The 23,889-nt window shown below is 70.4% G+C and carries 20 protein-coding genes; 7 read left to right on the forward strand and 13 right to left on the reverse strand.

The genetic code is table 11. From position 1 onward, the window contains the following. Window positions 1-142 precede the first annotated feature (142 nt). From pcaB to ACFV9W_RS32365, 6 genes are read right to left on the reverse strand one after another with little or no spacing between them, the layout of a single operon-like run. Window positions 143-1,459: a 3-carboxy-cis,cis-muconate cycloisomerase gene (gene pcaB, locus ACFV9W_RS32340; RefSeq protein ID WP_385768233.1), complete on the reverse strand. Its 1,317-nt coding sequence runs from the start codon at window positions 1,457-1,459 to the stop codon at window positions 143-145. Continuing rightward, window positions 1,456-2,058 (reverse strand): protocatechuate 3,4-dioxygenase subunit alpha, encoded by a 603-nt coding sequence (gene pcaG, locus ACFV9W_RS32345; protein ID WP_385768236.1) that lies wholly within the window; start codon window positions 2,056-2,058, stop codon window positions 1,456-1,458. Before pcaG ends, pcaB begins: the two co-directional genes overlap by 4 nt. A 6-nt stretch (window positions 2,059-2,064) precedes the next feature. Beyond that, on the reverse strand, window positions 2,065-2,838 hold the full coding sequence (gene pcaH / locus ACFV9W_RS32350) for a protocatechuate 3,4-dioxygenase subunit beta (protein WP_385768239.1): 774 nt from the start codon (window positions 2,836-2,838) through the stop codon (window positions 2,065-2,067). 15 nt (window positions 2,839-2,853) lie between these two features. Then, the gene (locus ACFV9W_RS32355) at window positions 2,854-4,068 is read right to left on the reverse strand and encodes a thiolase family protein (protein ID WP_385768242.1); all 1,215 of its coding nucleotides are present in this window, start codon (window positions 4,066-4,068) and stop codon (window positions 2,854-2,856) included. Continuing rightward, on the reverse strand, window positions 4,065-4,709 hold the full coding sequence (locus ACFV9W_RS32360; RefSeq protein ID WP_385768245.1) for a CoA transferase subunit B: 645 nt from the start codon (window positions 4,707-4,709) through the stop codon (window positions 4,065-4,067). Before ACFV9W_RS32360 ends, ACFV9W_RS32355 begins: the two co-directional genes overlap by 4 nt. 2 nt (window positions 4,710-4,711) lie before the next feature. Further along, complete coding sequence (locus tag ACFV9W_RS32365) at window positions 4,712-5,467, reverse strand: CoA transferase subunit A (protein ID WP_385768248.1); 756 nt, start codon at window positions 5,465-5,467, stop codon at window positions 4,712-4,714. 223 nt (window positions 5,468-5,690) lie between these two features. Between ACFV9W_RS32365 and ACFV9W_RS32370 the strand changes: the two genes are divergently transcribed. Further along, window positions 5,691-6,155, forward strand: coding sequence for a MarR family winged helix-turn-helix transcriptional regulator (locus tag ACFV9W_RS32370; protein ID WP_385768251.1), 465 nt, complete (start codon window positions 5,691-5,693; stop codon window positions 6,153-6,155). A 170-nt stretch (window positions 6,156-6,325) separates the two neighbouring features. Here ACFV9W_RS32370 and ACFV9W_RS32375 read toward each other — a convergent pair whose 3' ends face one another. Continuing rightward, entirely contained in the window at window positions 6,326-7,222 is an 897-nt protein-coding gene (locus ACFV9W_RS32375) for a DUF3048 domain-containing protein (protein ID WP_385768379.1), read from the reverse strand. A 50-nt stretch (window positions 7,223-7,272) separates the two neighbouring features. Then, window positions 7,273-8,337, reverse strand: coding sequence for an ATP-dependent DNA ligase (locus tag ACFV9W_RS32380; protein WP_385768254.1), 1,065 nt, complete (start codon window positions 8,335-8,337; stop codon window positions 7,273-7,275). Between the two features lie 73 nt (window positions 8,338-8,410). On the opposite strand from ACFV9W_RS32380, the gene ligD reads away from it, so the two are divergent. Further along, entirely contained in the window at window positions 8,411-9,460 is a 1,050-nt protein-coding gene (gene ligD, locus ACFV9W_RS32385) for a non-homologous end-joining DNA ligase (protein ID WP_385768257.1), read from the forward strand. A 13-nt stretch (window positions 9,461-9,473) separates the two neighbouring features. Here the strand turns inward: ligD and ACFV9W_RS32390 are convergent, their stop codons facing one another. Together ACFV9W_RS32390 and ACFV9W_RS32395 are read right to left on the reverse strand one after the other, a co-directional pair. After that, window positions 9,474-11,705 (reverse strand): OmpL47-type beta-barrel domain-containing protein, encoded by a 2,232-nt coding sequence (locus tag ACFV9W_RS32390; RefSeq protein WP_385768260.1) that lies wholly within the window; start codon window positions 11,703-11,705, stop codon window positions 9,474-9,476. A gap of 4 nt (window positions 11,706-11,709) precedes the next feature. Then, window positions 11,710-14,223, reverse strand: coding sequence for a ThuA domain-containing protein (locus ACFV9W_RS32395; RefSeq protein WP_385768263.1), 2,514 nt, complete (start codon window positions 14,221-14,223; stop codon window positions 11,710-11,712). 257 nt (window positions 14,224-14,480) lie between these two features. Here ACFV9W_RS32395 and ACFV9W_RS32400 point away from each other — a divergent pair, with 257 nt between their 5' ends. Continuing rightward, window positions 14,481-15,428, forward strand: a complete 948-nt coding sequence (locus tag ACFV9W_RS32400) for a multicopper oxidase domain-containing protein (protein WP_385768382.1) — start codon at window positions 14,481-14,483, stop codon at window positions 15,426-15,428. Window positions 15,429-15,530: 102 nt separating this feature from the next. On the opposite strand, the gene ACFV9W_RS32405 is transcribed toward ACFV9W_RS32400, so the two are convergent. After that, window positions 15,531-17,156 (reverse strand): amidohydrolase, encoded by a 1,626-nt coding sequence (locus ACFV9W_RS32405; protein WP_385768266.1) that lies wholly within the window; start codon window positions 17,154-17,156, stop codon window positions 15,531-15,533. Window positions 17,157-17,364: 208 nt separating this feature from the next. Continuing rightward, complete coding sequence (locus ACFV9W_RS32410) at window positions 17,365-17,835, reverse strand: TetR family transcriptional regulator C-terminal domain-containing protein (RefSeq protein WP_385768269.1); 471 nt, start codon at window positions 17,833-17,835, stop codon at window positions 17,365-17,367. Between the two features lie 227 nt (window positions 17,836-18,062). On the opposite strand from ACFV9W_RS32410, the gene ACFV9W_RS32415 reads away from it, so the two are divergent. Continuing rightward, window positions 18,063-19,535 (forward strand): purine-cytosine permease family protein, encoded by a 1,473-nt coding sequence (locus tag ACFV9W_RS32415; protein WP_385768272.1) that lies wholly within the window; start codon window positions 18,063-18,065, stop codon window positions 19,533-19,535. A gap of 76 nt (window positions 19,536-19,611) precedes the next feature. Beyond that, window positions 19,612-21,225, forward strand: a complete 1,614-nt coding sequence (locus tag ACFV9W_RS32420; RefSeq protein ID WP_385768275.1) for a GMC family oxidoreductase — start codon at window positions 19,612-19,614, stop codon at window positions 21,223-21,225. 18 nt (window positions 21,226-21,243) lie between these two features. On the opposite strand, the gene ACFV9W_RS32425 is transcribed toward ACFV9W_RS32420, so the two are convergent. Then, on the reverse strand, window positions 21,244-22,464 hold the full coding sequence (locus ACFV9W_RS32425; RefSeq protein WP_385768278.1) for a glycoside hydrolase family 64 protein: 1,221 nt from the start codon (window positions 22,462-22,464) through the stop codon (window positions 21,244-21,246). A 247-nt stretch (window positions 22,465-22,711) separates the two neighbouring features. Here ACFV9W_RS32425 and ACFV9W_RS32430 point away from each other — a divergent pair, with 247 nt between their 5' ends. Next, window positions 22,712-23,503 carry a VOC family protein gene (locus ACFV9W_RS32430; protein ID WP_385768281.1) on the forward strand — a complete coding sequence of 264 codons (792 nt, stop codon included), beginning with the start codon at window positions 22,712-22,714 and terminating at the stop codon, window positions 23,501-23,503. Between the two features lie 94 nt (window positions 23,504-23,597). Next, window positions 23,598-23,840 (forward strand): WhiB family transcriptional regulator, encoded by a 243-nt coding sequence (locus ACFV9W_RS32435; protein ID WP_385768284.1) that lies wholly within the window; start codon window positions 23,598-23,600, stop codon window positions 23,838-23,840. The last annotated feature ends 49 nt before the right edge of the window (window positions 23,841-23,889 follow it).

Consider the following 23,889-nt stretch of genomic DNA (forward strand, 5'->3'; position numbering starts at 1 on the left):
GCCTCGCCTCCGGGCGGCGGGGAACTGCGCGAGCGCAACGCCGGGGTGGTGGGGCGTTCGGGCGGCCGCATCGGAACCGTCCCACCCCCACCCCCTGGCAGGCGCCCGCAGGGATTTCGGGAAGGGGCGGGGTGGGGGAATGTCATGGGCGCGCCAGCGCCCGATCCACCAGCGCGCCCGCCGCCCCGACGTACCGCGCCGGATCGGTCAGTTCGGACACGTCCACATCGGCGTCCTTGAGCGCGGGCTCGCCCGCCAGCACATCCGCCAAGGACCGGCCCTCCTCCCGCGCCCGCCGCGAGGCGGCCGCAAGGAGTTCCTTCGCCGGCCCCCGCCCGAGCACCCCGCCAAGCTCCGCGGACAGCCGCTCGGAGACGATCGCCCCACCGGTCGTCGCCAGGTGGTCGCGCATCACGTCCGCCCGTACGACCAACCCGTCGACCAGTTCCAACGCGTCCCGCGCCGCCCCACCAACCACCCGCAACAGCTCCCGCAACGTCGCCCATTCGGCATGCCACGCCCCCGCGGGCCGCTCGTCCTCCGCGACCACGGACCCGTACAGCGTCGCGGCAAGCGCAGGCGCCCGCCGCGCCGCGGCAGCGACAAGCGTGGACCGGACCGGATTCGCCTTGTGCGGCATCGCGGAGGAACCACCCCCCGCGCCTTCGGCCAGCTCACCGATCTCCGTACGGGAAAGAACCAGCACATCCGCCGCGATCTTGCCGAACGCACCCGCCGCGAAGGCCAGCGCCCCCGCCAGATCCGCCACCGGCGTACGCAGCACATGCCACGGCAACTCCGGCTCGGCCAGCCCGAGTTCGCGCGCGTACGCCGCCACCAGGACGAGCGGGTCGTCCGCCCCGTACGCCCCGAACGCCGCCAACGTGCCCGCCGCGCCGCCCAGTTGCACCGGCAGCGCCACCCGCACACCCTGAAGCCGGTCCCGCGCGTCCAGCACCAGCGACCGCCACCCCGCCGCCTTGAGCCCGAACGTCGTCGGTACGGCGTGCTGCGTGAGCGTACGACCCGGCATCACCGTGTACCGGTGCTCACGCGCGAGAGCCGCCAAAGCCCCTTCCGCGCCGCCGAGTTCGTCGAGAAGAACGTCCAGCGTCCGCGCCGCGACCAGCATCAGCGCCGAGTCCAGGATGTCCTGGCTCGTGGCACCCCGGTGGACGTACGGACCGTACTCGGCGGGCACCGCCGCCGTGAGGTCCGCGACCAGCGGGATCACCGGATTGCCGCCGCCACGCGCGCGCCGCGCGAGGTCCCGCACGTCGAACCGCTCGGCGACGGCCGCAGCCGTGACCGCCTCACCGGCGCCGACGGGCGCGAGGCCGAGCGAGGACTGCGCCCGTGTCAGGCCCGCCTCCGCGTCCAACAGGGCCTGAAGGAAGGCCTCTTCGGACGTGGTGCGCTCGGTGGGCGCGCCCTCGATGCCGGGGTCGAACAACGTCACGTGAACTCCAGGAAGACCGTCTCGCCCTCGCCCTGAAGGCGGATGTCGAAACGGTACGTGCCGTTGGCCTCCGGCTGTGCGATCAGCGTGTCGCGGCGGTCGGGGCCGACCTGGCTGAGTACCGGGTCCGTCGCCAGCGCCTCGTCACCCGCGAAGTAGATCCGCGTGTACAGGTGGTGCAGCAGGCCGCGCGAGAAGATCACCACGGCCAGGTACGGCGCCGATTCACCCCGCGCGCCGGGGCGCAGCGTGCGCACGGCCCAGTGGCCGTTGGCGTCCGTCTCGATGCGGCCCCAGCCGGTGAACTCCACGCCGTTGCGGCCCAGGTAGCCGCCGGTGAACGGCTGGCGGCGCATCGAGCCGTCGACGGTCGAGGCGTTGCCCTCGGGGTCCGCGCCCCAGACCTCGACGAACGCGTCGGGGACGGCGTCGCCGTTGCCGTCGTACACGTAGCCGTGCACGGCGACCGTGTCCGGGTGGCCGACGGGGGCGATGTCACCGCCGCCCTCGAAGGGCAGCGCGTAGCCGTACCAGGGGCCGACCGTGTGCGAGGGCGTCGGCCGCACGCTCTCGGGGTTGTTGATGTCGATCTTCGTCATGTCTGGTCAGCGCCCTTCTTCCATCCAGGTGGCGTTCGGGCCGTCGAGGACGATGTCCCACTGGTAGCCCATCGAGAACTCCGGCACCGACTTCTCGTGCACGTACGTGGCGACCAGGCGCTGCCGCGCCGCGTCGTCGGTCACGGATTGGAGGATCGGGTCGTACGGGAACAGCGGGTCGTTCGGGAAGTACATCTGCGTCACCAGGCGCTGGGTGAACGCGGAGCCGAAGACGGAGAAGTGGATGTGCGCGGGGCGCCAGGCGTTGGTGTGCTGCGCCCACGGGTACGGGCCCGGCTGGATCGTCGTGAACTTGTACCAGCCGTCGTCGTCGGACAGCGTGCGGCCGACGCCCGTGAAGTTCGGGTCGAGCGGCGCGTCGTGCACCTCGATCTTGTGCGCGTAGCGGCCCGCGGAGTTGGCCTGCCACAGCTCGATCAGCTGGCCGCGCAGCGGCCGCCCGTCGCGGTCGACGAGCCGGCCCTCGACGGTGATGCGCTCGCCGATGGGCTTGCCGGGGTGCTGGATCGTCAGATCGTTGTCGATCTTCGTGATGTCGCGCTCGCCGAACGCGGGGGCGGTCAGCTCGATCAGCTCCGGGTCCTTGGCGACGTCGATGTTGATCGGCGGCTGCTTGGGGTGCCGGAAGGTGGAGGAGCGGTACGGGGCGTAGTCGCGCCGCGGGTGGTCCTCGACGGGTGCGCCCTCGGTGAGACCCTTGTAGTAGGCCTCGCGCCTGGCGGCGATCTCCGCGTCGATGTCGTGCTGGGTGAGAGCCATGAGGGGCGGACCTTCCTAACGTTCCAGGACGAGGGCGAGGCCCTGGCCCACGCCGATGCAGAGCGTGGCGACGCCGACGCCGGAGCCCTTGCGGGCGAGCTGGTGGGCGACGGTCCCGGCGAGCCGGGCACCGGACGCGCCGAGCGGGTGGCCGAGCGCGATGGCGCCGCCCTGCGGGTTGAGGACCGCCGGGTCGAACTCGGGCCATTCGGCGACGCAGCCGAGGACCTGCGCGGCGAACGCCTCGTTCAGCTCCAGTGTCGACAGGTCGTCAAATCCCTTGCCCGCCTTGGCGAGCGCCCGGTTCGTCGCCTCGACGGGGGCCAGCCCGAAGTAGTGCGGGTCGATCGCGGAGACGCCGGTCGCGGAGATCCGGGCGAGCGGCTCGCGGCCGGTGGCCTTCAGGCCCTCCTCGTCGACGAGCAGCAGCGCGGCGGCGCCGTCGTTCAGCGGCGAGGCGTTGCCGGCCGTGACCGTGCCTCCGTCCTTGCGGAAGGAGGGCTTGAGCTTCGCCATCGCTTCGAGGGTCGTAGTGGCGCGCACCGACTCGTCGGCGGAGACGACGGACGGGTCGCCCTTGCGCTGCGGGACGGTGACCGGCGCGAGTTCGGCGTCGAAGTACCCGTTCTTCTGCGCGGCGGCGGCCTTCTGGTGGCTGGCGAGCGCGAACTCGTCCTGCTGCTCGCGCGTGATGCCGTGCTTGTCGGCGATGAGTTCGGCCGACTCACCGAGGGACACCGTCCACTGCGGCTCCATCTTCGGGTTGACCATGCGCCAGCCCAAAGTGGTGGAGTACATCGTGGTGTTGGTGGCCGGGAACGGCTTGTCGTTCTTCGGCAGCACGTAGGGCGCGCGGGTCATCGACTCGACGCCGCCCGCGACGGCGATGGACGCGTCGCCGACGGCGATGGCGCGGGCCGCCTGCACCACGGCCTCCAGGCCGGAGGCGCACAGCCGGTTCACGGTGACACCCGGCACGGAGGTCGGCAGCCCGGCGAGCAGGCCCGCCATGCGGGCGACGTTGCGGTTCTCCTCGCCCGCGCCGTTCGCGTTGCCGAAGTACACGTCCTCGATCCGGGACGGGTCCAACTCCGGTGTACGGGCGACCAGTTCACGGATCGCGTGCGCGGCGAGGTCGTCCGGGCGGACGGCCGCGAGGGCGCCGTTGTAGCGGCCGATGGGGCTGCGTACGGCGTCGACGATGTAGACGTCCTTGACGGTGCGGCTCACTTGGCTGCCTCCGGGATGCGTACCTTCGCGGCGGTCTTCTCGACGACTTCCTCGGCGCTGACGCCGGGCGCGAGCTCGACGAGTTCAAGGCCGTCCCCGGTCACGTCGAGCACGGCGAGGTCGGTGATGATGCGGTCGACGCAGCCCTTGCCGGTGAGCGGCAGCGAGCACTCCTCGACGATCTTCGGGGAGCCGTCCTTCGCGGTGTGCGTCATGGTGACCAGGACGGTACGGGCGCCGTGCACGAGGTCCATGGCGCCGCCGATGCCGGTGATCATCTTGCCGGGCACGGCCCAGTTGGCGAGGTCACCGTTCGCGGACACCTGCATGGCGCCGAGCACGGCGACGTCGATGTGGCCGCCGCGGATCATCCCGAAGGAGAGCGCGGAGTCGAAGAACGAGGCGCCGGGCAGGACGGTGACCGTCTCCTTGCCCGCGTTGATCAGGTCGGGGTCGACGGCGTCGTCGGTGGGGTACGGGCCGGTGCCCAGGATGCCGTTCTCGGACTCCAGGATCACCTCCACGTCGCCGCCGAGGTAGTTGGGGATGAGGGTCGGCAGGCCGATGCCGAGGTTCACGTACTGGCCGTCGCGCAGCTCGCGGGCGGCGCGGGCGGCCATTTCCTCACGGGTCCAGGACATGATTACTCACTCACCGTCCGCTTCTCGATGCCCTTGTCGACGGCCTGTTCGGGCGTCAGGGCGATGACGCGCTGCACGAAGATGCCCGGCAGGTGGACCTGGTCCGGCTCGATCTCGCCCGGCTCCACCAGCTCCTCCACCTCGGCGATCGTGATCCGTCCGGCCTGCGCGGCGAGGGGGTTGAAGTTCCGCGTGGACTTGTTGAAGACCAGGTTGCCGTGCCGGTCGCCCTTCGCGGCCCGGACGAGCGCGAAGTCGGTGCGGATGCCGCGCTCAAGCACGTACTCGACGCCGTCGAACTCCCGGACCTCCTTGGGCGGCGAGGCCTTCGCGACCCCGCCGCTGCCGTCGTAGCGCCAGGGGAGACCGCCGTCCGCGACCTGCGTGCCGACACCGGCCGGGGTGTAGAAGGCGGGGATGCCCGCGCCGCCCGAGCGGAGCCGCTCGGCGAGCGTGCCCTGCGGGATCATCTCGACCTCGATCTCGCCCCCCAGGTACTGCCGGGCGAACTCCTTGTTCCCACCGATGTACGAGCCCGTGACGCGGGTGATCCGCCCGGCGCTCAGCAGGACGGCGAGGCCGGAGTCCATGGCGCCGCAGTTGTTCGACACCACGGAGAGGCTTCCGGTGCCCTGCTCGTACAGCGCCTTGATCAACACGTTCGGTACGCCGCTCAAGCCGAACCCGCCGACCGCGAGCGACGCACCGTCGCCCACGTCGGCGACGGCCTGTGCGGCCGTGGCGACAACCTTGTCCATCCCTGCCAGCCCTCATCTCCGCGAAGTCTCATGTGGTGCTGATGAAGTGCTCAGCGCACTGAGTATTTTTTGGGTGTCGCTCACGTTGCCACTGGGTGTGTGAACCGTCAATAGTTCCCAGGGAAATGCGGGGATGGACTCGACAAGCGGACATGGGTTGCCGGATCCTTGCTCAGTGCACGGCCGTGTTCAGCGGCGCAACGACTGCAGACGGAGGACCGCCATGGCCGCGGTGGATCTGACCACCCATCCCGGGCACCTCGCCCGGCGGCTCCAGCAGGCGCACTATCTGCTGTGGAACACGATGGTCTCCGAGGAGATCACATCGCCGCAGTTCGCGGTCCTCAACGCGCTGGTGGCCGAGCCGGGGCTCGATCAGCGCACGGTGGGGGAGCGGGTCGGGCTCGACCGTTCCACGATCGCCGAGGTGATCACCCGCCTCACGCGGCGCGAGCTGGTCGACAAGGTCCGGGACCCGCAGGACGGGCGCCGCTGGCTGCTCCGTCTCACGCCCGGGGGGCTGCGTACGCACAAGAAGCTGGCGGTGCGGACGGCGCGCATGAACCAGATCTTCCTGGCGCCGCTCGATGCGGACGAGCGGGGGGTGTTCTTCGACCTGATCCAACGGGTGTGCGCCGAAGCGGAGAGCCTTCGGCATCCGGGTGAGGTGGTTGCGGCGGAGGTGTGACCGTCGTTGCGGCTGCGGGGCTCTGCCCCGGACCCCGCGCCTCAATCGCCGGCGGGGCTTGATTTGCGAGACTTTCGCTCCTGGCGGGCCGAGTTTGTATTTCAAGCCCCTGCGGCGATTGAGCAGCGGGGTCCGGGGCAGAGCCCCGCGACCGCAACCTCGGGTGGGCTCTAGCGTTCGGTCAGGAGGACCCACACGGGGCCCGGGGTGAACGGGACGCTGAAGGTCGTGCCGGACGTGGGGGACGGGCGGCGCCACGTCGCAGCGTGGGCCCGGCCACCCCGGAGGACCACCGCCTTGCCGTCCCCGACCGTCCGCGACAGCGGCGACACGTTGCCCGAGCGGTCGTGGAAGCGGGAGGGGGTCACGTCGACGTACTGGACGACGACCGTCGGAGCGGCGAGGCGTTTGCCGGAGGCCGTCGTCGCGGCGCGGCCGTCCATGGTCACGAGCCAATGGCCGTCCGTGGGCGACCAGTTGAAGGTGAAGCGCGCGGCGGGGAAGCGCACCGTGTGCTCCGTCGTGGGCCGGCCGCCCTCGGGGGCCCGCTCGGCGAAGTCGAATCCGGCCGCCTCGCCCGCCCGCAGCCCCGCCGCCGGGTCCCCCAGCTTCGCGGGCCGCAGATAGAGGTTGTGCGGCGCCGGCTTGTCCGAGCCGCGGAAGTACGCCGCGCCGCCCTTGCCCGGCGGCACCGCCCGCAGCGGCGCCGCGTCGATGGCGGGCCGCAGCGCGCTCTGCGCGCCCGAGTAGGCGAGCGTCGGACGGTCGAACTGGCGGAGCAGTTCGAGGTCGGTCTCGCGGGCGCTGCGCACGGGGCCGACCACAGCGGGCAGCCGCGAGCCGAACACCGCCATCAGCCGGCTCAGCCCGGCCTCGACCTGTTCCACGTACACGAGGTCGGCCTCGTCGAGCCCCGTCTGGGGCCGCGCCGCCCCCACGTTGTCGATCTTCACGGCGAGCAGCGGCGCGCGCGCCGACTCCGAACTGTCGCCCCCGGGCAGCCGACTCGCCGTACACGCCGAGGCGAACACCCCGAGAGCCCCGACCACGACCGTGCGCCTGCGCATCTCGTCCACGCCCCTTGGATACCCACGGGCGCACGCCGTTCACCCTGTGCTCAGCGCAGCACGTCCGCCAGGTCGAACTTCACCGGTTCCTCCAGCTGCGCGTACGTACAGCTGTCCGGTGTCCGGTCCGGGCGCCAGCGGCGGAAACGGGCCGTGTGCCGGAAGCGGGCGCCGTTCTCCATGTGCTCGTACGCCACCTCGGCGACCAGGTCCGGGCGCAGCGGGATCCAGGAGAGGTCCTTCTTTCCGGTCCAGCGGCTGGTCGCGCCCGGCATCCGCCGGCTCTCGTGGGCCGCCTCGTCGGTCCACGCCGCCCACGGGTGGCCCTTGGCGGGCAGCTCCATGCGCAGCGGCTCCAGCTCGGCCACCAGCTCGGTGCGGCGCTTCATCGTGAAGGCCGCGCAGACCCCGACGTGCTGGAGGACGCCCTCGTCGTCGTACAGGCCGAGGAGCAGGGAGCCGACGACCGGGCCGCTCTTGTGGAAGCGGTAGCCGGCGACCACGCAGTCCGCCGTCCGCTCGTGCTTGATCTTGAGCATGACGCGTTCGTCCTGCCGGTAGCGCAGGGTGAGCGGCTTGGCGACGACGCCGTCCAGGCCGGCGCCCTCGTACTGCTCGAACCAGACCTGGGCCAGTTCCGCGTTCGTGGTGGCCGGGGCCAGGTGCAGCGGGGCAGAGGCGTTCGCGAGGGCCTGTTCCAGGAGCGGTCTGCGGTCGGACAGCGGCAGCTCGACCGTGGACTCCGAGCCGAGCGCCAGGACGTCGAAGGCGACGAAGGAGGCGGGTGTGCGCTCGGCGAGGGTGTTCACGCGGGAGGCCGCCGGGTGGATCCGCTCGGTGAGCGCGTCGAAGTCGAGCCGCCCGTCGCGCGCGATCACGATCTCCCCGTCGAGCACGCAGCGCCCCGGGAGCCGCTCGGCGAGCGCCGCAACCAGCTCGGGAAAGTACCTGGTCAACGACTTGGTGGTGCGGCTCGTGAGCTCGATCTCCGGCCCGTCGCGGAACACGATCGCCCGGAAGCCGTCCCACTTCGCCTCGTAGTGCATCCCGGCGGGGATCTTGGCGGCGGACTTGGCGAGCATCGGCTTGACCGGCGGCAGCACGGGGAGATCCATGATCCGATTCTGACCGCTGTGCCGCCGTATCGCCCGGTATGCGCTTTACGTCCTTTCGGCCTAGCGTGAGCGCATGGGCGGCAAGGGTGCGGCAGTGGAACTGGAAGCGGGCGGTCGGACGGTGCGTCTGTCCAGCCCCGACAAGGTGTTCTTCCCCGACGGCGGGAAGGTGACGTACACCAAGCTCGACCTCGCGAACTACTTCCTCGCGGTCGGCGACGGCATCCTGCGCGCCCTGCGCGACCGGCCCACCACCCTGGAGCGCTACCCCGAGGGTGTGACCGGCGAGTCCTTCTACCAGAAGCGCGCGCCGAAGAACCTGCCCGACTGGATCCCCACCGCCACGATCACCTTCCCCTCGGGCCGGACCGCCGACGAGATGTGCCCGACCGAGGTCGCCGCAGTGATCTGGGCGGCCCAGTACGGCACCCTCACCTTCCACCCCTGGCCGGTGCGCCGCGACGACCCCGACCACCCCGACGAACTGCGCATCGACCTCGACCCGCAGCCCGGCACCGACTACGCCGACGCCGTGCACGCGGCCAACGAACTCCGCTACGTACTGCACGACTTCGGCGGCCTGGTCGGCTGGCCCAAGACCTCCGGCGGACGCGGGCTGCACGTCTTCGTGCCCATCGAACCGCGCTGGACGTTCACCGAGGTGCGCCGCGCCGCCATCGCCTGCGGCCGCGAACTGGAGCGCCGCATGCCGGAGTTCGTCACGACGGCGTGGTGGAAGGAGGAGCGGGGCGAGCGCATCTTCGTCGACTTCAACCAGACGGCCCGCGACCGCACCATCGCCTCCGCCTACTCGGTGCGCGCCCGCCCCGGCGCCCCCGTCTCGGCGCCGCTCAGCTGGGACGAGGTGGGCGACGCGCTGCCCCGCGACTTCGACATCGTCAGCATGCCGAAGCGGTACGCCGAACTCGGCGACGTGCACGCCGACATGGACAAGGAGCGGTTCTCCCTCGACGCCCTCCTGGAGCTGGCCGACCGCGACGCGAAGGACCGCGGCCTCGGCGACCTGCCGTACCCGCCCGAGTACCCGAAGATGCCGGGCGAGCCCAAGCGGGTGCAGCCGAGCCGGGCCCGTCACGAGGAGGGACCCGGCTCGGCTCACTGACACGCAGGGAGACTCAAAGCTCCTTCACGCGGATGTCCCGATACGAGATGACGTCCGTGGTGCTGTGCACCTGGAGCCCGACGTACCCCTCGGCGTAGCGCCGGCCGTCCGTGCCCGGGTCGTCGCCCCGCGGGGGTTCGAAGACCTGGCCACCGGTGTTGTCGAACTCGTTGATCAGCACACCGTTGCGGTAGACCGAGAAGTGCTGGTCCACCACCTTGATCTCGTAGTCGTTCCACGTGCCCTTCTGGGTGACGCCCGCGCCCGCGAGCCCGACCCGGTCGAAGCCGTAGACCGAACCGGTCTTGTACATGTCGCCATCGGGCTTGTCGAGCACCTGGATCTCGTGCCCGTACTTGATGGCGACCCACTCCGGACGCGACTCCTCGGGGTTGTCGTGCACCCACGGGAACCGCACGAACACACCGCCGTTGGCGTTGCCCGTGCCCGGCGCGTCGTCACGCCACTGCAGCTTCAGCGAGTAGTCGCCGTACTTGCGCTGCGGGAACCACAGCATGCCCATGCCGTCCACGGACGTGCTGCTGGTGATCGAACCGTCGGCGTTCAGCCCGAACTTGCCGCCGCCGACCTGCTCCCACTTCGCGAACTGCTCCTGCGAGCCGTCCATGATCTTCTTGTAGCCGTCCGTCTGGCCCGGCGTGCCGATCGGGGACTGCCGCGCCGCCTTGTTGATCTTGTTGTACTCGCGCTGGTCGACGACGCCTTCCTTGAGGAGCTTGTCGGTGACCGTCTTGACGTGCTTGACGAACAGCGCGTGCGACGTCCACTCCTTCTCGTCCTCGATCAACTCGCCGATCCGGCACCGGTTGTTGGTGACCCGGTTCGGGATACCGGTGTCCGTCGTACCGACGAAGACCGTCGAACGCTCGTCCAGCTCCGGGCAGTTGGGGGCCGGAACGCCGCCGCCCGAGGCCACCGCGAACACGAACGTCTGCGCCGCGGCGGCGTTGCCCGCCTTGTCGCTCGCCCGGTACGCCACGGAGTGGGCCCCCACCCGGTCCACCACCACGGGGGCGGTGTACGCGAGATAGGGCCCGCCGTCGAGCGAGTACTCGACCTTGTCGACGCCCGACATGTCATCGGTCGCCGTCACAGTCAGCTTCGCGTTGTTGATGTACGCGCCGTCGGAGTTCTTGTCCCCGCCGACCGCCAGTGACACCGTCGGAGGCGTCGTGTCCTGGACGGGCGGTGCCACGACCTTGAAGTCGACGGACTTCTCGGCGGCGGCGTTGCCCGCCTTGTCCGCGGCCCGGTAGCGCACCGTGTAGGTGCCCGGGTCGTGGACCATCACCGGGGCGGTGTACGGCTGCCAGGCGCCGTCGGCGCCGACCGCGTACTCGATGGTGTTGACCCCGGAGCCGGTGTCCGACGCGGAGACCGTCACTGTGGCCATGCCGACGTACGCACCGGCGTCGTCCTTGTCACCGGTCACCGTCGCCGAGGTGTCCGGCGGTGTCTTGTCGTCCGTCGGCGGTGCGACCACCGTGAAGGCAAGGGACTTCTCGGCGGCGGCGTTGCCCGCCTTGTCGGTCGCCTTGTACTTCATGGTGTGTGCGCCGACCTGGTCGACGACCACCGGCGCCGTGTACGGCGTGTACGCGCCGCCGTCGAGCGAGTACTCGATCTTGTCGACGCCCGAACCCGCGTCGGTCGCGGTGACCGAGACGGACGCGGACCCGACGAACGCGCCGTCGGCGTTGGTCTGTCCCTCGGCCTTCGCCGAGGTCTCCGGCGCGGTCGTGTCGTCACCGCCGCCACCGTCCGTCACCACCAGGATCCCCGTCATGCTGGTGTGTCCGGGGATCGTGCAGTGATAGCGGTACTTGCCGGGGGAGAGGGTGACCTCGGCCGTGTGCTTGCCGCCCTGGTCGTCGTTCGGGTTGGCCAGGATGTTCAGTGGTACGTCGTTGTTGTACTCGGGGTCCGACACGTCGAAGGTCAACGTGTGTGGCATCCCTGTGGTGTTGCCGGTGGCCGTGCTGTTCTCGAAGACGATCGTCGCCTTGCCCGCGACCGCCGTCTCGGGCGCCGACGTGTACTTTGTGATGTCGTCGCCGGCCGTCCAGGTCAGCGTCTGCTCGGCCGCCGGCTCGGGCGCGGGCGCCGCGGTCGCGGCGGGCAGCGTGCCGAGGCCGAGACACATCAGCATCGCGGCGAGCAGCGCGGTCAGGATTCTGTGTCTGCGCACGGAGCGCAGGGGGCGCATCAGTCGCGTGGATCGCATGGGATCAGCCCTTCCTGGCCAGCTGATCGGCCGCCGGGGTCGCCCCGCCGCCGGTGTACGTGACCTTCCACAGAGCCGACTTGGAGTCGGAGGTGAAGAAGCCGCGCCCGTAGTCGAGGACGTACAGCGCGCCGTCGGGACCGAACTTCCAGTCCATGAGGTTCTTGATGCCGTCGTTGCCGACCGGAATGATCTTCTTCAACGACTCCGAGTGGACCGGGATCGATCCGTCGCCGTGCGTCTTCGGGTCGGTGAGGACCGCGTTGCGCGGCTGGCCGTCGTCGTAGAAGTCACCGACGAACCACTTGCCGTCCCAGTAGCTCGGCCACTTGTCCGCGTTCGGGATCGACGCGTCGTAGCGGTAGACGGGCCCGTCCATCGCGGCCTGGCCGCCGCCCTTGAGCCACGGAAGCAGGTACTTGGCCTCCTCCTTCTTGTACGAGGGCACACCATTGGCGTCGCGCGGGTAGTCCGGAGCGCCGCCCTGCGGCGAGTACCAGATGTTGTTGCCGGTGACCGGCGGCAGGTTGACGAGGCCGTTGTTGTTCGGCGACTCGTTCTTCGGGTGGTCGCAGTCGTACCAGCCCAGCGGCTTCGTCGGGTCCGGCATATTGCGGTCGCGGTAGGGCTGCTTGTTGCCCATGCAGTACGGCCAACCGCGGTTGCTCGCCTTGGTGATGACGGCGAACTGGTCGTACTTGGCCGGCCCCCACGTCGTCGACGGCTCACCGGCATCCGGGCCGACCCACCCCGCGTACAGGGTGTCGGTCTTCTTGTCGACGGAGATGCGCGCCGGGTTCCTGACGCCCATCACATAGATCTCGCCGCGCGTCTTGCCGCCGCCCTCGGCCGTCTCCTTGCCGGTGAAGAGGTTGCCCTCCGGCAGGGTGTACGTCCCGTCGGCCTCCGGGTGGATGCGCAGGATCTTGCCGTTGAGGTTGTTGGTGTTGCCCGCGGTGCGGCGCGCGTCGGCGAACGAGACGCCCTTGTAGTTCGGCTGCGGGTTGTTGCCCGAGTAGCCGTCGCTGAAGCCGGACGAGTTGTTGTCACCGGTCGCGATGTACAGGTTGCCCTTGGAGTCCCAGGCCATCCCGCCACCCGCGTGGCAGCAACTGTGCACCTGCACGGGCCACTTGAGCAGCACCTTCTCGCTACTCAGGTCCAGCTTGTTCGTGGCCAGGTCGAGCGTGAAGCGGGAGACCTGCCGATCGGCCATCCGCTTGTCGCGGTCGAGCCCGGAGTGCGGCGTGTAGTGCAGATACACGTAGCCGTTCTGCTCGAACTTCGGGTCCAGCTCGATGCCGAGCAGTCCCTCCTCGACCTTGACCAGCTCGTCCCCGCCGCCCTTGTTGCCGAAGATGCTCAACTCCCCTGCGAGAGTGACCTTCTTGGTCTTCGGGTCGTAGACGTGGATCTGGCCCTTGCCCTTGCCGACGTTCGGGTCGTTCCAGTCGGTCACCACCGGCTGCGACGAGTCCGCGCCGCCGCGCCCGATGTAGAGCACGCGCCCGTCGGGAGCGGTGACCAGCCCGTGCGGCTCGCCGATCTGATCGTTCTGGCCCGGCTGATTGGCCTGGGTCAGGCGCTCAGCCTTGTAGTTGGCGTTGATCGCGGCCCTGCAGTCGGCGCGCACGATACGCGTCGTCCACAGCAGCGCCCCGCGCAGATGGTCGCGAAAGTCCACCTCGTCGTACGAGGAGACGGTGCCGCCCATCCCCGTGTAGAAGGACCGGCCGCCGTCGTAGTCACGGCACCAACTCACCGGGTGGTCCGCGCCGCCTGCGCCCTCGCCCGGCTTGTACGTGGTCTCGTTGACCCGCGCGACCGTGTGCACGTCGCCGGACGGGTTCGCCGCCCAGTTCAGCCACCGGTCGGCCCGCTTCCACTGCACCGGCAGGTTCTTCGTCGCCGGGTTCTGCCGATCGCCGACCTCAACGATGGCGCGCTGTGCGGCAGTTGGCGACTTCGCAGCGGGCCGGGCCCCGATCAGACCGGTGAACCAGTCCGAGTACGGCTCGGCGCGGGCCGCGTCATGGACGCCGAGGAAACCGCCGCCCGCCTCCATGTACGCCTCGAGGCCGGCCTCCTGGTCGGGGTCGAGGACGTCGCCCCCGCCGGTCAGGAAGACGACCGAATTGAACCTGCCCAACTTGGTGGCATTCGTGAACACCGAGGCGTCGTCGGTCGCCGTGATCGTGAACTGCTGAGCCTCGGGTCCGGACCGGCCGATCTTCTCGATCGCCTCGATGCCCGCGTCGACCGTGGGCGACTCGTCGCCGCCGGCCGCGGACCCGTAGAACACCAGGACCCGGACGTTCGCACCGCCGGGTGGCGACTTGACGGACATCGTTGTCGGGGACGGCTCCGGTGCCGGGCGCGCGCTGGCGACAGGACCGCTCAGCAGCCCGGCGGTCACGGTCACCGCGGCGACCCCGACCGCCCAGACGTGTGCACGTCTGCTTCGGCTCGCTCTGAACTCTCGTACGGGTAACGGCATTTGATGCGTCGAGCGACGCATGTGTTCACCCACCCCTCGTCGGACACAGCAACGGCGCGGTGGAAGCTAGACCTCTTTTCGTGGTCCGCCAAGGGCTATGACCGGTATGACGCAAACTTTGTCCTGAGTGTGGATAAACGAAGATCATGTGGTTACGGTGCCCTGCGCGACGTGAAAGTCCTTACGAGGGTGGGGAGTTGGCCGTGACCGAGCACGACAGACCTCGCGACGTGACGACGCAGGCGAGCGAACAGGACAGACGTGCACTGAGCCGGCGCATGATGATCGGCGGCGCCGTGGCCGCGACGGCGGGGGTGACATCGTTGTCCATCGGAGTGTCGGCGGGATCGGCGGCCGGGGCGGACACCCCGCCGCGCACCGCGCCCGCGGGCGGCGAGGTCAGACGCCTCACGATGTACGCGGAGAAGCTCGCGGACGGACAGCTCGGCTACGGCTTCGAGAAGGGCAAGGCGTCGATCCCCGGCCCGCTGATCGAACTCAACGAGGGCGACACGCTGCACATCGAGTTCCACAACCTCACGGACGTCGACGCGAGCCTGCACGTGCACGGCATTGACTACGAGATCTCCAGCGACGGCACGCGGATGAACCGCAGCCACGTCGAGCCCGGCGGCACCCGCACCTACACCTGGCGTACGCATGCCCCCGGCCGCCGCAAGGACGGTACCTGGCGGGCCGGGACCGCGGGCTACTGGCACTACCACGACCATGTCGTCGGTACGGACCACGGCACGGGCGGGATCAGGAAGGGCCTGTACGGCCCGGTGATCGTGCGCCGCAGGGGCGACATCCTGCCCGACCCCGGCAAGACGTTCACGATCGTCTTCAACGACATGACGATCAACAACAAGGCGGCCCACGAAGCGCCCAACTTCGAGGCCACGGTGGGTGATCGCGTCGAGATCGTGATGATCACGCACGGCGAGTACTACCACACGTTCCACATGCACGGACACCGCTGGGCGGACAACCGCACGGGCATGCTCACGGGTCCCGACGACCCCACCCAGGTCCTCGACAACAAGATCTGCGGCCCGGCCGACTCGTTCGGGTTCCAGATCGTCGCGGGGGAGGGGGTCGGGGCCGGGGCGTGGATGTACCACTGCCACGTCCAGAGCCACTCGGACATGGGGATGGCCGGCCTGTTCCTGGTGAAGAAGGCGGACGGGACGATCCCGCCGTACGAGGCGCCGCACCACGCCTAGGGCCTGCCGTACCCGCCCGAGTACCCGAAGATGCCGGGCGAGCCCAAGCGGGTGCAGCCGAGCCGTGCCAAGTGCGAGGAGGGTGACGGCAGTTGAACCGCTCTACAGGGTCGTCGACCGGTGCGTCACCCGGCCGCCGAGTACCGTCAACTGGACTGGTACGTCGGGGAGTTCGGTCGCCGGTGCGGCGACCGGATCCACTGCGAACGCCGTGAGGTCGGCCCGGAAACCGACCGCGATCCGCCCCGCACTTCGCTCCTCACCGGCGGCGTAGGCGGCGTTCACGGTCATCGCGCGCAGCGCCTCCATGCCGGTCAGGGCCTGCTCGGGCCCGTGCGGCGGCAGCGCGAGATCCCGGCTCGGCCGCCGGTGCCGCGCCCCGGCCATCACGTCCAGCGGCGGGTACGGCGCGATCGGCCAGTCCGAACCGAGCACGACCGTCGCCCCGGCGTCCCACAGGTCCCGGCAGCGCCAGGCCCGCCCCGCCCGCTCCTCGCCGAGCCGCCGCGACCAGTTGTCGGTGTGGTCGGCCCGCGTGAAGTCGCAGCAGTGCGTGGGCTGCATCGACGCGATCACCCCAAGGTCCGCGAACCGCCGCACCGTGTCGTCCGGCACCGTCTCGATGTGCTCGACGCGATGCCGTACGTCGCCGGGGGCCCCGGCGCGCGCCTTCGCCACGGAGTCGAGCGAGTGCCGCACCGCCGCGTCCCCGATGGCATGCGTCGCCGTGGGCACACCCGCGCCGTGCAGCGCGGCGATGACCTCGGTGTACGCGGCCGGGTCCGGCCAGAACGCGTGCGTCGACTCGCCGTGGCAGTCGGGCCGCTCCAGCCATGCGGTGCCGTTGTCGATGGTGCCGTCCATGAACAGCTTCACGCCGTCGACGGACCACAACTCGCCGCCACGCGCCTGGAGTTCAACGAGCTCGCGCACGGCGTCGGCGTCCGCGCCCGGCTGGCACCAGGGCGCGACCCGCAGCCGCACGGCCAGCTCCCCGGCCGCGTCCAGCTCCTCGTACAGCTCAAGACTGTCGCCGTTCGCGTCCATGGCGTGCCCGCCGGTGAGGCCGCTCGCGGCCATCTCCCGCAGCGTCCGCGCGAGCCGCTCGCGGCGCTCGGCGCGGGTGGGCTGCGGTGCGGCCCGCTCGACGAGTTCGCAGGCGGCGTCCTCCAGGAGCAGCCCGGTGGGCCGCCCCGCCGCGTCGCAGACGATCTCGGCGGCCTGATCGAAGGTGCGGGGTCCGTCGACACCGGCGAGTTCGAGGGCGCGGGGGCTCGCCAACATCGAGTGTGCGTCGAAGAGTTGGAGGAGCGCGGGAACCCCGTCGAGTACGGGCTCCAGCGCGGCCGCCTCGATGGCCCGCTCCCCGAACACGTTCGGGTCGAGGCCCCAGGCGTGCAGCCAGGCACCGTCGGCGAGCACCTCCCGCGCCCGCCGGAGCTCGGCACGCACCTCGTCGAGGCTCTCGCACCGCGACAGATCGACCCCGGCGGTGAGCTCGGCCCCGTGCGCGGGATGCATGTGCCCGTCGACGAGCCCGGGCGTCACGACGGCCCCCTTGAGGTCGACGACGACGGTCCCGGGCCCGGCGAGCGCCCGCACCTCCCGGTCGTCACCGAGCGCGGTGATGACACCACCGGCGGCGGCGAGCGCGGTGTGCGTCGGGCCTCCGCCGTCGACCGGATCGAGGAACCGGGCGCCGAGGAGGATCAGGTCGGGGTGGTGCATGGTGCGGGTCTCCTAAGGGTGGTTCAGGTTCAGTCATGTTCATCGGCCCCGGCTGGCGCCGGTGCCCGGTTGGTTCGGGAACTCCACGTCCCGCGCGGCCCGATCAAGCCGCCTCAGGCGACGTCACGGTGCGGCAATTCAGCCCCGCTCTTGGACGAGAGCCCGCGGGGCCCGGGGCGGATCCCCGCGACCGCAACCCCGTCACGGCCTACAAATCCAACGCCCCCTCGGAAAGCCCCAACTCCCGCTCGGCGACCCGGAACGCCATCCGCGCCACCCCGGTCGGCAGGCCCTCCGCATCGCCGACCGGATCGGCCGCGAGCCCGTCCAGCACCACGAGAATCTGCATCGCCACGGCCTCCGGCTCCCCGGTCCGGAACTCCCCGCGCTTCACGCCTTCCGCGATGAGCGCCGTGAGGCGCCCGCGCCACTGGTCGCCCTGCTGCGCGACCCGCTCCCGCAACGAATCCCGGTACCGGCTCAGATGCCGCGCGTTGATCCACAACCGGCTGATGTCGTCCCACGCGGGCCCGGACGTCCGCGCCAGAAACCCGGCGAGCCGCTCCGTGGCGGACGTGTCCGCACCGCCCTCGGGGAGCAGCGCCTCCAGCTCCCCCGTGGCCGCGCTCCCGAACGCCTCCGCCACCAGCTCCTCCGCCGAGGGGAAGTAGTGGCTCACGAGCCCCGGACGCACCTCCAGGTCCTCGCCGATGCGCCGCAGCGTAATGCACTCCAGACCTTCGGAAAGCGCAATATCGGCGGCCTTCGCAACGATTTCCGCACGTCTGGCGGCCGGAGATTTTCGGATTCGCTTGCGCTCAACGCTTGACGACATGTCCGTCACGTTATTGAGTGTGCGACCAATAAGCAAGCAGGTGGGACGAGACCAGCACCCCGGAGGGCCCCATGGCGTCCACGCTTCCCGACCCGTGTCCAGACACGGGCGGCACGGCAGCAGGCACCGCACACACGCCGCCCGTCGACGGGCAGGCGGCGGCCTCCCGGATCGAGGCCCACGGCATCGACCACATCCCCGACTCCGAACGCCGCGGCAGGGCCCGCGAGTTGTTCTCGGTCTGGGCCGCGGGCGGCATCAACTATCTGGCCCTGGTGGTCGGCGGCGCCCTGGTCCTGATGGGCCTGAGCCTGTGGCAGTCCCTCGCGGTGCTGTTCGTGGGCAACCTGTTCTGGATCCTCACCGGCTGGCTCTCCGTCTCCGGGCCCGCGGCCGGCGCCCCCAGCGAGGTCATCACCCGCGCCCTCTACGGCGTCATCGGCAACCGCGTGAACAACGCGGTCGTCGGCTGGGTGATCTCCGTCTGCTACTTCGCGCTGAACCTCTCGGCCGCTGCCGTCGCCGCGTTCTCGCTGGTCGCGAAGGTGGGCATCCCGGTGAACACGGGAGTGAAGGTCGCCGTCATCGTGGTGATCGCGGCGCTCACGCTCGTCATCAGCGTCTACGGCCACGCCATGATCATGAAGCTGTACCTGCCGATCACCCTCGTGCTCGCCGCCGCCTTCGTCGTCGTGGCCGTCGTGGTCGTCCGGCACGCCGACTTCGGCTACGTACCCGAGCACCACCTCACCGGGATCGACCTGTGGGCGACGGTCCTCGCCGGTGTCACCCTCATCGCCTCGGGCCCGCTCTCGTACACCACCAGCGCGGACTTCTCCCGCTATCTGCCCCGCACGACGCCGAAGCGGGCCATCGTCGGCTGGACCGCGCTCGGCGGCTTCCTGCCGGGCGTGGCGGTCTCGGCCCTGGGCGTGCTCGCCGCCACGACCGTCGACATGACCGACCCGCAGGCGGCCCTGGAGAAGATCCTGCCCGGCTGGTTCACGCCCGTCTTCCTGCTCGCCCTCGTTCTCGGCACCATCGCCATCAACGCCCTGACCGCGTACAGCGCGGGCCTCGCACTGCAGGCCGTCGGGCTGCGCATCCGCCGCTCCGTCAGCGTTCTGTTCGACGGCACGGCCGCCGTCGCGCTGACTCTGTACGGGCTGCTCGTCTCGAACTTCCTCGACACCGTCAGCAACGTCATGCAGCTGACCGTCGTTCTGCTCGGCCCGAGCATGGCGATCTACGCCACCGACATCGTGCTGCGCCGCAACCGCTACGACGGGCCCGCGCTCACCGACGAGTCGCCCGACAGCCCGTTCTGGTACCGCGGAGGCGTCAACTGGGCAGGCGCGCTCTCCCTGTTGGCGGGCGCCACGACGTCCGCGCTCTGTGTGAACACCCTCTACTTCACCGGCCCGATCGCCGCCGCCCTCGGTGACGTGGACCTCGCGCTGCCGGTCGGCATGACGGTGGCCTGCCTCTGCTACGTGCTCACGACGCGCCGCTCGGCCGCACTGCGGAACGTGACCACGGCGTGACGCGATCCTCGCTCATCCCGCACAACCCGCTCTGGACAGCGTCTACCGGGGAGTAGAGCATCGGTGCCACCTACACATGGCACTGATCGTCGAGGGAGCCGCGTTGAGCAAGGACCGTACGTACGACTACGTCATCGTCGGGGCCGGCTCCGCCGGCTGCGTGCTCGCCGGGCGGCTCTCCGAGGACCCCTCCGTCAAGGTCGCCCTCGTCGAGTCGGGGCCGCGCGACCGCAAGACGGAGATCCGGATCCCGGCCGCGTTCCCGAAGCTGTTCAAGACGCTGTACGACTGGGACTACTCGACGACCACTCAGGCGGCTTTGAGCGACCGGGAGTTGTACTGGCCGCGCGGTCACACGCTGGGCGGCTCCTCCGCCATCAACGCCATGATGTGGGTGCGCGGCCACCGCGCCGACTACGACGCCTGGGGCGAGGCCGCCGGATCCCCGTGGTCGTACGACGAGTTCGAGCGCTACTTCCGGCGCGCCGAGCAGTGGCAGGGCGCCCCGCGCGCGGACTCCGTGTACGGGGCGGACGGGCCCCTGCACATCTCGCCGCCGCGCCACCCGAACCCGACCACGGCCGCGTTCCTCGACGCCTGCCGCGCCCAAGGCCTGCGCGAACTCGACGAGTTGAACCAGGCCGACCACTCCGGCTTCGCCCTCACACCCCTCAACCAGTACAAGGGCCGCCGCTGGAGCGCCGCCGACGGCTACCTCAAGCCCGCCGCGCGCCGCCCCAACCTCGACATCTACACCGGCGCCCGCGTCACCCGCATCGACTTCGACGGCACCCGCGCCGCCGGCGTCGTCGCCTCCGGGATACCCGCGGGCACCCTGCGCGCCACCCGTGAGGTCATCCTCTCCGCGGGCGCGATCAACTCGCCGCACCTCCTTCAGCAGGCGGGCATCGGCGACCCGGAGACCCTCGCGGAGGCGGGCATCGACACCTTCGTCGAATCGCCCGACGTCGGCCGCCACCTCCAGGACCACCTGATGTACGCGCTGAACGTCCGCGCCGCGAAGCCGGTCTCGCTCACCGGCGCCGACTCGCCCGCCAACATCGCCCGGTTCCTGCTCGGCGGGCGCGGACCGCTCACCTCGAACGTCGGCGAGGCCGTCGCCTTCCTGTCCACCAAGCCCGAACTCGCGGCCCCCGACATCGAGTTGATCTACGCTCCTGTGCCCTTCGTGAACCACGGCCTCGAAGCGCCGGCCGAGCACGGACTGACCCTCGGCGTGATCCTGCTCCAACCCGAGAGCGAGGGCCGGATCACCCCGGGAGGGCCCGACGGGAAGCCGCGCATCGACCCGGACTACCTGGCCCACGAGGAGGACGTGCGCACGCTCGTCGCCGGTGTCCGCCGCGCCGAGGAGCTGCTCGCCCAGAGCGCCCTCGCCGCGCACCACACCGAGCCGATGGCCGGCTACCCCGGCGTCGTCGACGACGAGACGCTCACCCGCTCGGTGCGCGCGACCGCCGAGACCCTCTACCACCCGGTCGGCACCTGCCGGATGGGATCCGACGAGGGCTCGGTCACCGACCCGCGCCTTCGCGTGCGCGGCACCGAGGGCCTGCGCGTCGTCGACGCCTCCGTCATGCCGCGCATCACCCGCGGCCACACGCACGCCCCGACGGTCGCCCTCGCGGAACGGGCCGCCGACCTGATCCGCGAGGACGCCACCAAGTAGCGCGTCCGCAAAGGGGAGTTACGATCCCACGCTCACCGTGAACCGGCGCGGATTGCCGTCGTGCGCCGCGCCGGACACGTCCGGCTGCCCCTCGGCCTGTACGTCGTCGTAGGGGAAGGCGTAGCCGATGGGAGAGTTGGCGTGCACGATGCGCGACCAGTGGTTGGTCGTGGCGTCCTGGTAGTAGTCCGCGGACGTCAGGCCGTTGGGCTGCTCCGGGTGCGTGAGCATGATGCTGCGGTTGAACCCGGCGGCGAGGCGGGACAGGATGCCCTTCTTGTCGTCGGAGTCGCCCGGGTTGTTGGCGAACGGCCCGTGGTTGCAGGTGAAGACGTCCTTCGAGGTGGGCTTGGCGAAGGTGTGCCCGCCGTTGAAGGTGAGCGTGTCGCCGCTGACCCGGCCCGTGAAGGTGCCCCGCCCGCCCTGGAGGTCGATCTTCAGATCGGTCGAGGCGTACTTGGCCCACACCTTGTCGATGTAGTCGCTCCACACGTCGCGGAACGGCATCTCGTCCGGCTTGTCGAAGTACGGGGCCATCAGGTTCTGCGGGGAGATCACGCGCAGCACCTTGCCGCCGTCGTCCTTGATGACGAGCTTGTCCCAGGGCTGTCCGTCCTTGGCGGCCTGCGCCGCGAGATCCGAGGCGATCTTGTCGATGGCGCCTTCGGGGAACGGGGCGACGGTGTGCGTGGCGTCGCCCTCCAGCTTGATCCCGATCGGCAGGGCCGTGACCAGGTCGACGTAGCTGATGTTGGAGTACAACTGCTCGGAGTTGAAGGTGAATTCGGCGAACGCCCAGGTCTTGCCGTAGTTCGCGTCCTCCTTCGTGGCGAAGGCGGGCTCGACCAGCGACGGGCCGGGGTTGAGGAAGAACTCGAGCTTGTCGTCGCGGACGAAGTAGACGCGCGCGCCGTACATCTGAGGCAGCGTCACGACCTTCGGTGCCGAGCCCGCGGCGCCGAGCGGGATGGCGCAGTCGACGGGCAGCGGGGTCTGCGGGGCGCTCGGTGACTCGGGGCGGTAGACGCTGCCGTCGGAGCGCAGCAGCACCCAGTTGCCGGTCCCGTTCTCGTGGCCGGTGACGTAGGCGTGGACCGTGCCGCTCAACGACTTGTTCTCCAGGGCCAGTTCACAGGTGGCGGGTGCGGCGCCCGCGGTCCAGGAGGGAACGGTGAGTGCTGCGGCCGTCGTGGCGAGGCCCGCTCCGGCACTGGCGAGAAATATTCTGCGCGAGATCACGATGCGCACTCCCTGAATGTGGGGGGTGTGTGGGGGAGCCCCACTGTGGCGAGGGGGAACAGAGTCGTCAAGACTTCGGGCAGGGAGCGCTCCCATCATTTGTTTGTGTTCAACCTTTGAAGGCGGATCATTCGGTTCCTCTGGTCTGAACCAGCCCAGGTCAGCGTGGTGCGAGGGCGGTTGTCAGTGCCCGGTGCAAGACTCGGCAGTCCGGAAAAAGAAACCCTCGACGAGGAGGGCAGGACCCATGATCACTACGGAGTTCGTGGACGGCGCGCCGAACTGGCTGGACCTCAGCACCCCCGACATGGACGGTGCGATCTCCTTCTACGGCGGCCTCTTCGGCTGGACCTTCCAGTCGGCAGGACCCGAGGCCGGCGGGTACGGAATGTTCCAGCTCGAAGGCAGGACCGTGAGCGGCGCCATGACCGTCACCGCCGAGCAGGGCGAGCCCGGCTGGACGGTGTACTTCCAGAGCGCGGACGCGGACGCGACGGCGAAGGCGGTCGAGCAGGCCGGCGGCAGCGCCCTGCTCCAGCCGATGGACGTGTTCGACCTGGGCCGCATGGCCGTCTTCACCGACCCGGCCGGCGCCCCCTTCGGCATCTGGCAGCCGGGGAAGAACAAGGGCCTTGAGTACACCAGGGACGACGGCGGGCTGAACTGGGTGGAGCTGTACGCCCCCGATGTGGCCGCCGCGAAGCAGTTCTACGGCTCGGTCTTCAACTGGGGAGCGTTCGACGTCGAGTTCCCCGGCGGCAGCTACACGACGATCAACCCTGCGGGCACGGACGAGAACGCGATGTTCGGCGGCCTCGCCAGGCTGGACGGCGACCCCTCCGAGTCCGCGGCGGGCCCGCACTGGACGCCGTACATCCACGTCCCGGACGTGGACGCGACGGCGGACCGTACACAGGAACTGGGTGGCACGGTGCGCTCCGAGCCGGTCGGCATCGCCGGCGTCGGCCGGATCGCGAAGCTGTCCGACCCCTATGGCGCGGGGTTCGCGGTACTGAGGGGAGACCCGGAGCAGCAGTGACCGATCGGGCGTCCGAAGCGCCCTCGGTGCCCGATTGCCGCCCGTTGATTGAGCGTTGATCAAACGTTTTTCGGCGGGCGGCACACTGGCCGACATGTACGCGAACACGACCCTCACGCCTGCCGGCCCCACCTGGCAGGACCAGGCCCTGTGCGCCCAGACCGGTGCCGAGTTCTTCTTCCCTGAGCCGGGCAGCTCCGTGCGCGAGGCCAAGACGATCTGCGGTCTGTGCCCGATCCGGCAGAGCTGCCTGGAGTACGCCCTCACCCACGACGAGCGGTTCGGGGTGTGGGGCGGGCTCTCCGAGAAGGAGCGGCGCCGGCTCCAGCGCACCTGACGGCTGCCGCCGGGGCCCGCGAACCTGCCGCCGCCTGGCGCCGCGAACC

Origin of the sequence: Streptomyces sp. NPDC059897 (assembly GCF_042730865.1) — a bacterium.
Taxonomy (GTDB): domain Bacteria; phylum Actinomycetota; class Actinomycetes; order Streptomycetales; family Streptomycetaceae; genus Streptomyces.